Below are 12,796 nucleotides of genomic sequence, written 5' to 3' on the forward strand. Positions count from 1 at the left end.
CCGAAAGGATCCTGTTTACCGCCACCGGATGGGGTTTCTCCAATCTGTCAAAGCGTATTCACCGGCACCTTGAGAAAGGTGCGGCCATCCTTGTCCGCCGGTGGCATTTCTCCGGCGCGCATATTGACCTGCAATGAAGGGATAATCAACTTGGGCATATCAAGTTGCGCATCCCGTTCCGTGCGGAAGGCCACGAATTCTTCTTTCGTCTTGCCACCTCCGACGTGGATATTGTGCATCTTTTCCGCCCCAACGCTGGTTTCCCACTGAATGTCACGCCCGTTGGGTCCATAATCATGGCACATGAACAGACGGATCTGGTCCGGCAGGGCGAGGACTTTCTGGATCGAATCGTAAAGAACGGCTGCGTCCCCACCGGGAAAATCCGCACGCGCTGAGCCGCCATCGGGCATGAACAGAGTATCCCCCACAAAAGCGGCATCCCCGATCACATGCACCATGCAGGCAGGCGTATGGCCCGGCGTGTGCATGACAAACGCCTGCATCGTGCCGATCATATAGGTGTCGCCCTCTTCAAACAGGCAATCAAACTGACTGCCGTCCCGCTGAAACTCCGTCCCCTCGTTGAAGATTTTTCCAAACACGTCCTGCACCACGGTGATTTTGGACCCAATGCCGAGCTTGCCGCCCAGCTTGCTCTGAATATAGGGGGCGGCGGACAGGTGATCCGCATGGACATGGGTTTCGATCAACCACTCAAGCTCAAGGTCGTGCGCCTGAATATGGTCAATGATCTGGTCGGCATTTTCATGGGTGATCCGACCGGCGAAATAATCGATATCCATAACGCTGTCGATCACCGCGCAGGCGCGGCTTTGCGGATCTTTCACCACATAGGAAATTGTGTTGGTGGCAGGGTCGAAAAACCCCGTCACCTCAGGGATCAGATCGGTGTTGATGGGATAATCGCTCATGACACGTCCTTTCTCAGCTTGGAGTTTGTTCGGGAGGGGATATGGACAGACGCGCCTGCCGGGCAATGGCCCACCGCGCCACAAACAACCCCGCCAGCATCGCCAGCACAAAGAGTGCCACATCTGAATTTCCGGTAGAGAGCACAGGAAGGGCCGCCCCGGGACAGAAGCCTGCCAGCCCCCACCCCAGCCCGAACGTGACGCTGCCCAGAACCAGTTTACGGTCGATCATGCGCGTGCCCGGCAAGGTGAAACTGGCTTCCAGAACCGGGCGCCCCCGACGAAACACCCACCAGTAACCGGGAATGGTGACCGCAAGTGCCCCCCCCATGACAAAAGCCAGGCTGGGGTCCCAGCTTCCGGCAATGTCAAAGAAGTTCAGAACCTTGGCGGGGTTGGCCATGCCGGACACGGAGATCCCGAGGCCAAATATCGCGCCAATGACAAAAATCAGCAGCAAAGGCATCGCATCACCCTCCGATCACGTGGCGGGTGACATAGACCATGACGGCCGTGCCCAGCATGAAACAGGCCGTGGCCACAATCGAGCGCGGGGAAAAGCGCGCCATGCCACAGACACCATGGCCGGAGGTGCATCCCGACCCGTAAGTCACCCCGATCCCGACCACAAACCCACCAATGATCATCGACAAACGACTGACTGGAACGTCGATGGCCGGCAATGATCCCGCCATGAACAGGTAGAGAAACGGCCCGCTCAACATTCCGGCCAGGATCGCAGCACGCCAGGCCCAATCGCTGGAGTTTCGCGGGGCCAGAAACCCGGTCAGGATACCAGTGGCCCCAAGGATATTTCCCCGGGCCCACATCAAAAAGACCGAAGCAACACCGATCAGCAATCCCCCGACGGTGGATGCGAGAGGTGTAAATTCCGTTTCCATGGCGCGTTTCTCCTTATGTTGACGCTCCTCCACCCTCACTGTGCAAAGAAGCGCCGTCAACTCTCCGGTTTCCGATACCGGTAGGGGGCGTTACTCGGCCACCGCTTCGCGCACGATGCTGTCGAGCAGCGCCTGAACTTCCTGCATGGGGCCATCTGGATATTTGCGATAGCCCACTTCCACCTGACCTTCGCGGTCGGAGACGAAGATTCCGTAGGGGCAAAACGCAAGGTTGGTCGGATCTGCTTCCATCACCCGGCGGCTCACCACAGCCGAGCAGAAAACGAAAATATCCGCATTATCGAAAAGCTTCACATCAGACCCTACATCTGCTGCCGTGCGCGCCAACATCTCTCCCACATGGCTGGTATAGTCGATCTTCAGACCGGCCCCCACAATTGCACTTTCAACGGCAAAGGTGGCGTCATCGAACGCGCCATCAAATTTATATGTGATCGACCCGCTGTGCTCCATTTTCTGGTGACCATCTGCAAAGGCGGGAACGGTCAGACAAAGTCCGGTCAGGGTGGCGGTAAGCAACATGCGCATAAGGAAAACTTTCGTGACAGAGTTTGAGATGTCACCGCCATGTCCGGGGCAAATCCGGTTGGCAGCGGGTGATATTGTGAACATATTCATTTTTTAGCATACAGGCAATATCCTACCCCTTTCGGTCGCAGGATCTCGCTTCGGAGTCCTAAGAACGTTTCGGGACAAACCAGCGACGCATGCTGGTTCCGTCATTCCGGTAGGATTGAGTTCGGTTTACGGCCATTCGGGGCTATCAGAACAAGAGGTCAGGAGTATTTCCGTTTATAATCCTACACTTACCAACCGAACTAAAACAGATCTCAACGCGCCCCAGACGAAAAAACGCCAGGGCGGACCCGGCGTTTTCCTGTTTTGTCAGACAGCGATTTTCACTGGCTGTTTGATTTGAGGAACTCAAGAACGGCGGTGATATCTGCGTCCTTTTTCAGACCTGCAAAACTCATCTTGTTCCCCTTGAGATAGCTCTTGGGGGACGCAAGATAGCCCGAAAGCGTCTCTTCATTCCAAACCAGCCCGTCAGAACCGGCGGCTTCCATGGCTTTTGAGTATTTGAACCCATCCACGGTGGCCGCGGCCCGTCCCCAGATGCCATTCAGGATCGGGCCGGTGCTGTTCTTGGCCTTTTCACCGACCTTGTGACAGGCCTTACATTTCTTGAAGACCTTGGCCCCTTGTTCTGCGAGTTCCGCGTCAATTGTCAGGGCTGCGGTTTCTACTTCTGCGGCAGGGGCTGCGGCTGGAGCCACCTCTTCGACCGGGGTCGCAGCCGCCGTTTCCGCGGGCTCAGCGCCAGCATTCGGGTCCCCTGGGAACACCACATGTTTGGTGATTGTCACAGCCGCCGGTTTGCAATCTGCCATGCAGCGATTGGTAAACTTGCCCAGTTCCGTCGCCTCGCGGTCATCCACGATGAAGCCCTCTGCATTCGGCATCTCAACCGAGAGGAATGTCTCTTTCGACAGGGTGAAATCATCATCCACCAGGTCGTTGGAATAGAGGATATAGGCGACAATCGCATAAACGTCGTCATCAGACAGGGTCTGCGCCCCGCCAAACGGCATGGACCGGCGCACATAGTCAAAAGTGGTCGACAGATAGGGCCAGTAGCTGCCCACCGTTTTCAGCGGATCCTCGTCCGCCAGCGTATCCGCCCCGCCCGAGAGCTTTGGCCAATTGTCCACCCCTTCGGCAAAATCGCCATGGCAGACCGCACAATTGTCGGCAAACACGGTTTCGCCGGTCCAGACATCCCCCGATCCTTCCGGCAGGTTCGACCCGTCCGGGAAGACATCCAGATCCCAAGCGGCCACTTCTGCCGGGGTCGCGGCGCGGCCAAGACCCAGTTTTTCAGCCATGGCAGGTGCGGCGGTCAGGGCAGCAACCGAAGCCGCCATCAGGAATTTAGGAAACTTCGACATTGTTGGCCTCCCCGTTCGCATTGACATGCCAGGTCTGGATACAGTTGTTGTGATAGATCGAATTCAGGCCCCGCACCTCGCGCAGCTGCGCCTTGGTGGGTTGCACGTAACCGGTTTCATCCATCGCCCGCGACTGCAGGAACATCTCTTCGCCCTGCCAGTTGATATCGAGGTAAAAGCGGGTCAGCGCCATCGGTTTGCCCGGTTCTGCCAGACGGGCCTCTTGCCAGGTCACGCCACCATCAAGTGAGACATCCACCGCAGTGATCGCACCACGGCCAGACCAGGCCAGACCGGTGATCACCAGCGGACCTTTGCCATGTTTGATCGGCATTTGCGGGCTGGGGCTTGTGACAACGGATTTCGCATCCATCACCCAGGTCCATTTGCGCGAGGTGCCATCTTCCAGCGTGTCGGTGTATTTCGAGGTCTCTTCGCGGCTTTCCACCGGCTTGTCCATGATCTCGATCCGGCGCAGCCATTTGACCCACATATTGCCTTCCCAGCCGGGCACAACCAGACGGACCGGATAGCCATGTTCCATCCGCAGGGCTTCACCATTGGCCTTGAAGGCGATCATGCAGTCATCCAGCGCCTTTTCCAGCGGAATGGACCGCCCGTTTGACGAGGCATCGGCGCCTTCGACATAGACCCATTTGTCCTTGATATCGCCCGCCGCATCCATGCCCGCCTCTTCCAGAAGCGTGCGCAGGGTGACGCCGGTATATTCCATATTATGGATCATGCCGTGAGTGTATTGTGAGCCATTCAGCTGCGCGCCGGCCCATTCCATACCGGTATTAGCGGCACATTCGAGAAAGAAGGTCTGGGTCACGCGCGGGAAGCGTTCGAGGTCCTCATAGGTGAAAACCAGCGGCGTATCGACCAGCCCGTTGATCATCAGGCGATAATCTTCCTTCTTCAGCGAAATCGCGCCCGAATGGTGGCGTTCAAACGCACAGCCCTGCGGGGTGATCGTGCCGTCCAGCGCGTGGATCGGCGTGAAGTTGATCGACGAAATCGTGTCAGCGGTCAGCCATTCCACATTGCGGCGCACCACGTCGCTTTCGAATTCGATCGGCATCCCGTAAGGCGAGGCATCCACCCCGTCGCCAAGACCCGAGGCCCATTCCTGCACCTCGGTGATCAGCGGATCATCCCCTGCTGCCTGTGCGGCACCGGCGGCACCAATTGCCACCCCGCTGGCGGCGGCCCCTTTCAGGAACCCACGGCGGGATGTCTGCACCGACCCGCCTTGATTGTTGGAGCTGTCACTCATCTGGCATCTCTCCCATTGCATCAAGTTATTCGCCTATATGCATGTAAAGGCGTTAAAAAATAGCCCGGATACATCCCTTGAACGGGGGGCCTCCGGGCCGAATGACTTAGGCACCAACCACGCTGACCGAGTTGTTCGGATCAAGTTTGATCGTGCCCTGTTTGCGGATATGGCTTTCCACCACGTCCCAGATCTGCGGCCCTTCGGTGCCTTCATTGACCGAGGCCCAACCGGCCACGACATAGTTTTTCGCCGGATCAATCGCTTCACCTGTTTTGAGCAGCGTCATCTCGGTGATGCGCGAGCCTTGCGGTTTGCTCACATCAATCCGGTAGCCCATACCGCCGATGCGCACCATGTCGCCGCCCTGCTGATAGTAGGGATCGGGGTTGAACAGGTTATCGGCCACATCTTCGAGGATCGTGTGAATGAACTCACCGGTCATTTCCGTGCGGTAGGCTTCTCCGTAGGACATCGAGGTCACGTTCCAGATATCTTCACGGGTGATGTCCTGCCCCGGCAGAATGCTCGGCCCCCAGCGCACGCCGGGCGACATGGCGATGTCGGCTTCACGCTCATTGATCAGCGCGTCACAGATCAGGTCATCCCACGATCCGTTGAAATTGCCGCGACGATACAAGAGCGTATCGGTGGTGCCGATCACCTCATTCAACTCAGCCTCATAAGGCGCGCGCTGCTCATCAATCAGCTTGGTGATTGTGGCGTCCGGGGTGATCACATCAGCGAAGATCGGGATCAGCTTGTGGCGGATGCCCATCATCTTGCCATCGCGCACATCCAGATCCACGCGGCTGACGAATTTCGAGTTTGAGCCCGAAGCAATGATGAAGGTCTGTTCGACCTGCACCGGCTCGGGCAGCGCGTCATGGGTGTGGCCTGACAGGATCACGTCGATGCCGGTCACGCGGCTTGCCATCTTCTTGTCGACGTCGAAACCGTTATGGCTGAGAACAACAACCAGTTCGGCGCCGGCCGCGCGCACTTCGTCCACCATCGCCTGCATGTTCTCGTCACGGATGCCGAAGGAATATTCCGGGAACATCCAGCGCGGGTTGGCAATCGGCATATAGGGGAAGGCCTGACCGATCACGGCCACCTTCACGCCGCCACGTTCAAAGAACTTGTAAGGCTTGAACAGCTCGGCAGGTTCATCCCATTCTGCGTCAAAGATGTTCTGACCAAGGGCTGCGAAGGGCAGCCCCTCGACGATTTCGTTCACGCGCTCGGACCCCAAGGTGAACTCCCAGTGGAAGGTCATCGCATCAGGTTTCAGCGCGTTCATCACATTGACCACGTCCTGCCCTTGCGTATGGTGACAGGTGTAGGAGCCATGCCAGGTATCGCCCCCATCCAAGAGCAGCGCATCGGGACGATCAGCACGGATCGCGTTCACCACGGTCGCCACCCGGTCCATGCCACCAACCTTGCCATAGGCCTGCGCCAGAGAGGAAAAGTCGTTATATGTCAGCGCATAAGCCGACGGTGACCCATCCTCGATCCCATAGGCCTTGCGGAAATCCGCACCGGTCACATGGGGCATCTGGCCGTTGGCCGCGCCAACACCAAGGTTGATCTCGGGCTCGCGGAAGTAGATCGGTTTCAGCTGGGCGTGGATGTCCGTGATATGGATCAGGCTGACATTGCCGAACGTATCGAAATTCAGAAGGTCGTCTTGCGTCAAGGCCTGCTTGGCTGCCAGTTTGGCCCAGTTGCCAAAGCCCGATGCGCCATAAAGTGCCGATGCGGCCATTGAGACCTGGAGAAAGTCGCGACGAGAGATCATGTGCGGTTTCCTAGAGTTGGGCGGGGCGTTATATGCAAAACCCCGAATATATTCAGCTAAAGAAATCCCGCCCGAACCTGCGCCCGGGCGGGATCAAACTCAGTTACGGACCGAAGGCCCTTCAACCGACAGACCATTGCCACGCGACGCCACATAAAGCTCCAGCGCAATGAACTCATCCGAGCCGGGGCTGAAGGTTTCGGCACGCGTATCACGCACACAGCCCTTGAAGCGCGAATGCACCCCGTTGAGCTTGGCATTTTTCAGGCGATATGTCGGGAAGCCATTGATCTGACCCTGTGACAGGTGGTCAGCACGGATCATGTTGCCATAGTTCTGCTCGTGGCAGTTGGCGCAGGACAGGTCCAGCTGACCGGTGCGGGTATAATACAGCTCTTTGCCCAGTTCCCAGGTTGCCTGGGCGGGGCCATCAATGGCCACGTTCACCGGCATGCCACGCGACACCGAGGCCAGCAGCGCTTCGATATCAATGGCCTCGGAGGCATCCGTTTTCCACGGTTCCGCGCCCATCGCGTTCTCGCGGCAATTGTTCACCGCCATCTGAAGCGTGAACACCGTTTCGGCCTTATCATTCCACTTGGGATAAACGGCTTTTACACCAGCCATCTTTTCCGGTTCACCATGACAATCAGCACAGGATTTCCCCTTGCTGCCATCCACGGTGTTCCAGATTTCGATCCCGTTTTCGACACCGAGCATCCCGGGATTGTCGAAATCATCCTGTTGCATGGTCTGGGTCTGGTCAGAGCGGAACACCCAGCCCGAAATCACCTCGTCCAGACTGTCAGCCAGATGCGCCGGTGCCGCGGTGCGGGTGACGATGTCGATCTCACCATTGATGATCAGTTCCGCATTTTCATCAGCACTGGCGAAACCCGCCCCCATCATGGCGCCGGCGGCCAGCAATGCTGTCATGCCATATTTCATATGTTTTACCTCCCTAAGGCGTTACGACCCTTTTCGGTGGGTTGGCGCAAATGCGCTCTTGTTATGGGGCTCCGCCGCCGCGTCCCCTGGCGGCGGGCCTTCTTTTGTGAGGCCTCAGGCGACCTTGATCGGTTTGGTTTCTTCGTAAACAGACCCGTCATCATCATACCAGGTGAATTTGAAATCACCTGCGGCATCCACCTTGGCTTCAAATTCGAAATACGGGTTGGTGGAAATCGCGCTTTCCATTGCCACATCCACAACCAATGCGCCGTTGAACTCGCAGGTAAAACGGTTGATGATCGAGCGCGGGATGACGTTGCCGTCTTTATCCTTGCGCTGACCCGATTCCATCTTGTGGCTGATCAGGGTCTTGAGCGTCACCACATCGCCAGCAGCAGCCGACTTGGGAACTTTCACGCGGGGTTTTACACCTTTTGCCATGTCTTCATGCTCCAATTTCTTGAGCGGTCACAATCCCGAAACACAAAACCGGTTTCCAATTTTGCCGGGATTACACCGCGTTTAGCCGCCGCAGCCGCCGATGGTGACCTTCACGGTCGATTGCGCCTGAACAAAACTGCCATCAGCCATCTTGGCGATCGCAACCACATCCTGGGTGCCGGCCAGACGAATACGGGTCGACGCCGCTTGCGAACCGGCCGCCGGGCCAAAGTTGAACTGGGCCACGCCCGGTGTCGGGTTGCCAGCAGCCAGAATAAGGATCGAAGCCGCACCGGGTGCGTCCACAGAAACCGGAACGGTGTTGCCGTTTTCCGCGATTTCCGGAGCGGTCAGCGTGATGCCCCCTGCCCCCAGTTCTGCGCCCCCGGTAAAGGCGGCGATCGCCTCATCGGCGGCCGCACTTGCCCGCATCGGCAGCATGGCCACGGCAGTCGCACCGAGACCAAGAGCCAGAGCTTCACGACGTGTGAATTTCATTTCTCTCTCCTGTGAGTATTTTTTGTCAGCTCTCTGACACGCTTATTTCAGCGTCATCAGATAGGCGACGACATCTTCGATCTGCTGTGCACTCAGCAGCGGCTCCACCTCGCCCTCATGGGCTTTACCGGTATAGGCCTTGCCCAGACGATTGAACCCGTCGGTCTTGTAAAAGGACGGCATGACCGTGTCTTCGAAAAGAACCTTGGCGTTCACCAGGATGCCGCGCAGCTCAGCGGCGGTCCAGCGGTCGCCCGCCCCATCCAGCAGCGGCCCCACCTCGCCGTGGAACGGCACATCAGCAAGATCGGTGATTTCGTGACAGGCAATGCAATTGCCCATGGATTTGGTCGAGACGACCTTGGCGCCTTCCATGACGTCGCCGGGAACCCCGGTCAGCGACATGTCCACCGCGCCATCTTCGTTGAATGCGACAGCGCCCGGCGCCACCACTTCGGCCTGCACCGTTCCCGCCAGCGTTGCGCCAGCAAACAGAACGGCGAGCGTGATCTTTGTCCGCTTCATAATACCTCCCATGACCGTTGTGAGGCCAAGTTACGCATGTGAAGTAATTTTCGCAATATCAAATTCTATTATTTGAATTATTCTTTTAAATTGGTGAAATATTCTTCCGAAGCACCCAGACAAAACAGATGTATCCTGTTGTATACGGGGCATATTTGCTGCGGCGGCCGCCCCCTCGCCGACCTGGCAATTCACCACCGACACCCGGCGCGGGCACGCGTTGTGCCATCAGGGCAAGATCCATTTCGCGGGGCAGATCCGGGGATCACTGACGTGATTCCTCTTCCTCACCCAAGACGGATCAACGCCGGGAACCAGTCGATCAGCCATTGCCCAATTACACTGACCTGCCCCGAAGCAATCAACACCGCAAAAAGGATCAACATCCCCCCCATTACCTTTTCCATCACGGGAAGATATTTGCGATGGCGCGCCGCCCAGCGGATGAACCCTTTGGCAAAGAATGCCGCCAAAACGAACGGGGCCGTCATCCCGACGCCATACACCGCCAGCAATAACGCACCGCGGGTCAGATCCCCCATCCCCGACGCAATCATCAGGATCGACGCCAGAACAGGCCCCACACAGGGGGTCCAGCCGAAGCCGAATGCCAGCCCCATCAGATAGGCGCCGACAATCGAACTCGGATCCGCACCGCTGTCCAGACGGGCTTCTCGATACAGGATCCCGATCCGCCAGATCCCCAGAAAATGCAGCCCAAAGACCAGCAGCAGCGCCGCCCCCACATAGGCCAGAACAGGTTTATATTGCGCAAAAGCCGTCCCCAACGCCGTGGCGCCCAACCCAAGAAGCACAAAAATACTTGTCACTCCCAAGGCAAAGGCAATTGCAGCGAGGATCAAGCGCCGTTGGGCCCCGGGGGCAATCCCCCCTTCCTCCTGCAACTCACTCATCGACAGGCCGGCCAGATAGCTTAGATAGAAGGGCACCATTGGCAGGATGCAGGGGCTGGCAAAGGACAGAAGACCGGCCAGCGCCGCCCCTGCAAAACTGATCTCGAGCATTTCCATCCCCACCTGCTTACCGCTGCTTGCCCCCAACGGACACCGAACACGGCTTGCGGTCAAAACATATTCAACTTATGTGTTGTATTGAAACAAGGTCAACCGGGGTCTCTTCATGCGCCGCACATTTTCCAAGATTGCCGCCGCTTTCATGGTCTTCGGGAGCTTTGCCCTGACCGCTGAGGCGGCCGAACTGGTGATGGTGGAAGAACCCGGTTGCGCATGGTGTGCGCAGTGGGAGCATGATCTGGGGGCAATTTACCCAAAAACTCCGGAAGGCAAATTTGCCCCGTTGAGCAAACTGGATCTGCGCGCAACCCGCAAAGAGACGCTCGGGTTCACACTGGCCCGCCCCGTGTCCTTCACCCCGACCTTCCTGCTTGTGGAAGACGGTCAGGAAATGGCGCGGATCGAAGGATATCCGGGGGAGGATTTCTTCTGGGGGCTGCTGGAAAAGATGCTGCTGGAACACACGCGTTTTGCCCAGCCGGAAGGTTGATATCCGACCCACGGCCTCCCCTCTCTACACGGATCCGTGATTGTTGCGAAACCTTTGCAATTCAATCAAGCTCTTCTATATAGTATACAGACGCGCCCCGGACGCAATGACCGGGCTGTCTGCGCATGGGCCGGGTTCCTCTTGGCACAGCGCTGCACAAACACTCCCCGGCGGGCCCACCGCCGGAGCAACCAGAGGATCGCAAGATGGCCCTACCCGTCATTCGCGAAGACATGACAAGCGAAGAGTTGGATCAGATGATGTCCAGCGCCTGTGACGCATCGACCCTGCTTAAGGCGATCAGTCACGAAGGGCGTCTGATGATCCTGTGCCATCTGGTCACCGGCGAGAAATCCGTAACCGAGCTGGAAAAACTGCTTTCGGCCCGTCAGGCCGCCGTGTCACAGCAACTGGCCCGACTGCGTCTGGAAGGGTTGGTAACCCCCCGGCGCGACGGCAAGACCATCTACTATTCCTTGACCGACGACCGCCCCCGGCGCATCCTCGAAGTGATTTACGAGATGTTCTGCACGGTTGGAAAAACGGACACGCAAAAGGCTGCGGAGTAACCGCAACGCCAACCCTATGGTCACCGCGGGACCGAGCGGCCGGACAAAACATCTGAAACCATGACCGAACGGCGCAGCTGTAAACCAGTGTGCCCGACGTGAACAACGTCTGTGCGGGATTATCCCGGTCAGGAAATTTTGGTTTGTTTTGGGAGGAACGACCATGCTGGACTGGATTTCAGACGCCAACCTGGCAGCGATTGTGGGGCTGGTGGGGGGCATCCTTCTGGGACTGTCTGCACGGCTTGGCCGCTTCTGCACGCTGGGTGCTATCGAAGATGCACTTTATGGTGGGTCACGGGTGCGCCTGATGATGTGGGGGGTCGCCATCGGCGTGGCAATGATCGGAACCTTCACGCTGATCGGGACAGGCATGCTCAACGCTGAGGACGCCGTCTATCTGCGCCTGGGATGGAACCCGCTGGCGTCGATCATCGGCGGATTGGCCTTCGGCTATGGCATGGCCCTGTCCGGCAATTGCGGCTTTGGCGCGCTGGCCCGGCTGGGCGGAGGGGATCTGCGCAGTTTCGTGATTGTGCTGGTCATGGGCCTGTCAGCTTATGTGGCCATTTCCGGCCCTCTCGCACAATTGCGCATCTGGCTGTTCCCCGAGACACCCGCAGAGGCGACATCCCTGCCCTCGCTGGCCCATGGGCTAAGCACAACAACAGGGCTTTCCCCCTCCGCGATTGGCATCGGGATCGGCGTTCTCATTCTCGTCACCATGCTCGCCAGCCCGGAATTGCGCGCGGCAAAAGACAAGATCTTCTGGGGGGCAATCGCGGGGCTTGCGGTGGTGATCGGCTGGGGGGGAACCTTCTGGGTCTTCACCAACGGGTTTTCAGCAACCCCTGTGGAAAGCCATACCTATTCTGCCCCCATTGGCGACCTGATCATCTATCTGATGACCTCTTCCGGGAATGACCTGAATTTTGGTGTCGGATCTGTGGTCGGGGTCCTGCTTGGGGCCTTTCTCGGCAGCCTGCGGCTGGGGCATTTCCGGTGGGAAGCCTGTGAAGATCCGCGCGAGTTGAAACGGCAAATCCTCGGAGCGGCGATCATGGGGGTTGGCGCGGTGGTTGCCTTCGGGTGTTCCATTGGTCAGGGGCTGTCGGCCTTTGCGCTTCTGTATTACGGCGCACCGGTCACCTTTCTGGCCATCGTCGCCGGGGCAGCCATCGGGCTGCGCCACCTGATTTCAGGTTTTGCCATCGCTGAATAGGCATCTTACGCCGGCGGCAGGCCAAAACGGGCATTCAGGCCAAATATGCGGGCCAAGTATTCAGGCCAGACATTCAGACCGGTCAATCCTCATGAAGATTGACGGAACACTGCGTATCAGCTGCAAAATTTGCCGCTTTTGACCTTTTCACCACCCGCCCTGCCTTATAGGGTCGC

Annotated in this window: 15 protein-coding genes; 3 read left to right on the top strand and 12 right to left on the bottom strand. The window is 57.9% G+C overall.

The window, feature by feature from the left end; all coding sequences use genetic code 11:
• Positions 1 to 47 precede the first annotated feature (47 nt).
• The 12 genes from XMD517_RS03960 to XMD517_RS04015 form a co-directional block, all read right to left on the bottom strand.
• Positions 48 to 935 carry an MBL fold metallo-hydrolase gene (locus tag XMD517_RS03960; RefSeq protein ID WP_173487027.1) on the bottom strand — a complete coding sequence of 296 codons (888 nt, stop codon included), beginning with the start codon at positions 933 to 935 and terminating at the stop codon, positions 48 to 50.
• A gap of 13 nt (positions 936 to 948) precedes the next feature.
• Positions 949 to 1,401: a DUF6691 family protein gene (locus XMD517_RS03965; RefSeq protein ID WP_173487026.1), complete on the bottom strand. Its 453-nt coding sequence runs from the start codon at positions 1,399 to 1,401 to the stop codon at positions 949 to 951.
• A gap of 4 nt (positions 1,402 to 1,405) precedes the next feature.
• On the bottom strand, positions 1,406 to 1,837 hold the full coding sequence (locus XMD517_RS03970) for a YeeE/YedE family protein (RefSeq protein ID WP_173487025.1): 432 nt from the start codon (positions 1,835 to 1,837) through the stop codon (positions 1,406 to 1,408).
• Between the two features lie 90 nt (positions 1,838 to 1,927).
• Positions 1,928 to 2,311 (bottom strand): DUF302 domain-containing protein, encoded by a 384-nt coding sequence (locus XMD517_RS03975; RefSeq protein ID WP_254449770.1) that lies wholly within the window; start codon positions 2,309 to 2,311, stop codon positions 1,928 to 1,930.
• 446 nt (positions 2,312 to 2,757) lie between these two features.
• On the bottom strand, positions 2,758 to 3,807 hold the full coding sequence (locus XMD517_RS03980; protein WP_173487023.1) for a c-type cytochrome: 1,050 nt from the start codon (positions 3,805 to 3,807) through the stop codon (positions 2,758 to 2,760).
• Entirely contained in the window at positions 3,791 to 5,086 is a 1,296-nt protein-coding gene (gene soxC / locus XMD517_RS03985) for a sulfite dehydrogenase (protein WP_173487022.1), read from the bottom strand. Before soxC ends, XMD517_RS03980 begins: the two co-directional genes overlap by 17 nt.
• A 106-nt stretch (positions 5,087 to 5,192) precedes the next feature.
• Complete coding sequence (soxB, locus tag XMD517_RS03990) at positions 5,193 to 6,890, bottom strand: thiosulfohydrolase SoxB (RefSeq protein ID WP_173487021.1); 1,698 nt, start codon at positions 6,888 to 6,890, stop codon at positions 5,193 to 5,195.
• Positions 6,891 to 6,989: 99 nt separating this feature from the next.
• Positions 6,990 to 7,838, bottom strand: coding sequence for a sulfur oxidation c-type cytochrome SoxA (gene soxA / locus XMD517_RS03995; RefSeq protein WP_173487020.1), 849 nt, complete (start codon positions 7,836 to 7,838; stop codon positions 6,990 to 6,992).
• A gap of 114 nt (positions 7,839 to 7,952) precedes the next feature.
• Positions 7,953 to 8,282, bottom strand: a complete 330-nt coding sequence (gene soxZ, locus XMD517_RS04000) for a thiosulfate oxidation carrier complex protein SoxZ (protein WP_173487019.1) — start codon at positions 8,280 to 8,282, stop codon at positions 7,953 to 7,955.
• 81 nt (positions 8,283 to 8,363) lie between these two features.
• Entirely contained in the window at positions 8,364 to 8,780 is a 417-nt protein-coding gene (soxY, locus tag XMD517_RS04005) for a thiosulfate oxidation carrier protein SoxY (protein ID WP_173487018.1), read from the bottom strand.
• A 42-nt stretch (positions 8,781 to 8,822) separates the two neighbouring features.
• A complete protein-coding gene (soxX, locus tag XMD517_RS04010; RefSeq protein ID WP_173487017.1) occupies positions 8,823 to 9,305 on the bottom strand; it encodes a sulfur oxidation c-type cytochrome SoxX in 483 nt (160 codons plus the stop codon).
• 287 nt (positions 9,306 to 9,592) lie between these two features.
• Positions 9,593 to 10,330, bottom strand: a complete 738-nt coding sequence (locus XMD517_RS04015) for a cytochrome c biogenesis CcdA family protein (RefSeq protein WP_173487016.1) — start codon at positions 10,328 to 10,330, stop codon at positions 9,593 to 9,595.
• Positions 10,331 to 10,445: 115 nt separating this feature from the next.
• On the opposite strand from XMD517_RS04015, the gene XMD517_RS04020 reads away from it, so the two are divergent.
• The 3 genes from XMD517_RS04020 (at position 10,446) to XMD517_RS04030 (ending at position 12,620) form a co-directional block, all read left to right on the top strand.
• Entirely contained in the window at positions 10,446 to 10,829 is a 384-nt protein-coding gene (locus XMD517_RS04020; protein WP_254449754.1) for a thioredoxin family protein, read from the top strand.
• A 206-nt stretch (positions 10,830 to 11,035) separates the two neighbouring features.
• Entirely contained in the window at positions 11,036 to 11,398 is a 363-nt protein-coding gene (locus XMD517_RS04025; RefSeq protein ID WP_173487015.1) for a helix-turn-helix transcriptional regulator, read from the top strand.
• Positions 11,399 to 11,561: 163 nt separating this feature from the next.
• A complete protein-coding gene (locus XMD517_RS04030; protein WP_173487014.1) occupies positions 11,562 to 12,620 on the top strand; it encodes a YeeE/YedE family protein in 1,059 nt (352 codons plus the stop codon).
• Positions 12,621 to 12,796: the final 176 nt, after the last annotated feature.

Source organism: Aliiroseovarius sp. xm-d-517, from assembly GCF_013283135.1.
Taxonomy (GTDB): Bacteria; Pseudomonadota; Alphaproteobacteria; order Rhodobacterales; family Rhodobacteraceae; genus Aliiroseovarius; species Aliiroseovarius crassostreae.

Bases quoted from the DNA above. Each gene is read 5' to 3' on its own strand.
- XMD517_RS03960 (WP_173487027.1), bottom strand. From the start codon at position 935: ATGAGCGATTATCCCATCAACACCGATCTGATCCCTGAGGTGACGGGG.
- XMD517_RS03965 (WP_173487026.1), bottom strand. From the start codon at position 1,401: ATGCCTTTGCTGCTGATTTTTGTCATTGGCGCGATATTTGGCCTCGGG.
- XMD517_RS03970 (WP_173487025.1), bottom strand. From the start codon at position 1,837: ATGGAAACGGAATTTACACCTCTCGCATCCACCGTCGGGGGATTGCTG.
- XMD517_RS03975 (WP_254449770.1), bottom strand. From the start codon at position 2,311: ATGGAGCACAGCGGGTCGATCACATATAAATTTGATGGCGCGTTCGAT.
- XMD517_RS03980 (WP_173487023.1), bottom strand. From the start codon at position 3,807: ATGTCGAAGTTTCCTAAATTCCTGATGGCGGCTTCGGTTGCTGCCCTG.
- soxC (WP_173487022.1), bottom strand. From the start codon at position 5,086: ATGAGTGACAGCTCCAACAATCAAGGCGGGTCGGTGCAGACATCCCGC.
- soxB (WP_173487021.1), bottom strand. From the start codon at position 6,890: ATGATCTCTCGTCGCGACTTTCTCCAGGTCTCAATGGCCGCATCGGCA.
- soxA (WP_173487020.1), bottom strand. From the start codon at position 7,838: ATGAAATATGGCATGACAGCATTGCTGGCCGCCGGCGCCATGATGGGG.
- soxZ (WP_173487019.1), bottom strand. From the start codon at position 8,282: ATGGCAAAAGGTGTAAAACCCCGCGTGAAAGTTCCCAAGTCGGCTGCT.
- soxY (WP_173487018.1), bottom strand. From the start codon at position 8,780: ATGAAATTCACACGTCGTGAAGCTCTGGCTCTTGGTCTCGGTGCGACT.
- soxX (WP_173487017.1), bottom strand. From the start codon at position 9,305: ATGAAGCGGACAAAGATCACGCTCGCCGTTCTGTTTGCTGGCGCAACG.
- XMD517_RS04015 (WP_173487016.1), bottom strand. From the start codon at position 10,330: ATGCTCGAGATCAGTTTTGCAGGGGCGGCGCTGGCCGGTCTTCTGTCC.
- XMD517_RS04020 (WP_254449754.1), top strand. From the start codon at position 10,446: ATGCGCCGCACATTTTCCAAGATTGCCGCCGCTTTCATGGTCTTCGGG.
- XMD517_RS04025 (WP_173487015.1), top strand. From the start codon at position 11,036: ATGGCCCTACCCGTCATTCGCGAAGACATGACAAGCGAAGAGTTGGAT.
- XMD517_RS04030 (WP_173487014.1), top strand. From the start codon at position 11,562: ATGCTGGACTGGATTTCAGACGCCAACCTGGCAGCGATTGTGGGGCTG.